This window comes from Clostridium sp. AM29-11AC (genome assembly GCF_003480545.1).
Lineage (GTDB): Bacteria > Bacillota > Clostridia > Lachnospirales > Lachnospiraceae > Otoolea > Otoolea saccharolyticum_A.
The window spans coordinates 1-738 of record NZ_QUJI01000060.1 but is presented as its reverse complement, the minus strand read 5'-3'; the positions used below and the strand labels follow the sequence as shown (position 1 = coordinate 738).

Annotated in this window: 1 protein-coding gene; it reads left to right on the top strand. The window is 47.2% G+C overall.

The annotated features are described in order from the left end of the window. Positions 1-738: reverse transcriptase domain-containing protein (locus DW757_RS17200; RefSeq protein ID WP_118752332.1), on the top strand; the 738-nt coding region annotated here is incomplete at both ends.

Below are 738 nucleotides of genomic sequence, written 5' to 3'. Positions count from 1 at the left end.
GAAATACCTAAGGAAGAGAAAGGAAAATTCAGGAAGCTGGGAATTCCAACTGTAGTAGACCGAATGATTCAACAGGCGATTGCGCAGGAACTCACGCCGATCTACGAGGAACAGTTCTCGGATAACAGCTGCGGCTTCCGGCCAGGAAGAAGCGCACACGATGCATTGGCAAAGTGCAGAAAATACGTGGATGAGGGACATGTGTATGCAATCAGCATGGATTTAGAAGCTTACTTTGATACGGTGAACCACAGCAAACTGATAGAAGTGCTGTCAAGAACCATGAAAGACGGGCGAGTAATTTCGCTGATACACAGGTACCTGAATGCCGGAGTCATGGAAGACGGAGGATTCCATGCAGCACCAGAGGGCGTCCCCCAGGGCGGCCCTCTCAGTCCGCTGTGTGGGAATGTGATGTTAAATGAGCTGGATAAGGAACTGGAACGCAGAGGACATAAGTTCGTAAGATATGCCGACGATTGCATTATCCTATGTAAAAGCCGGAAGAGCGCAGAAAGAACCCTGAAACATATCATACCATTTATTACAGAGAAACTATACCTGAAAATCAATCTCGAAAAGACGACAGTAAGCCACATCAGCAAAGTGAAGTATCTTGGATACAGCTTTTACCGATACAAAGGGAAATGCCGAATGCGGGTACACCCCCGGTCAATCAAGAAGATGAAAAACCATCTCAGGGAATTGACGGTAAGGGGAAATAAGTGGAGCAACCCG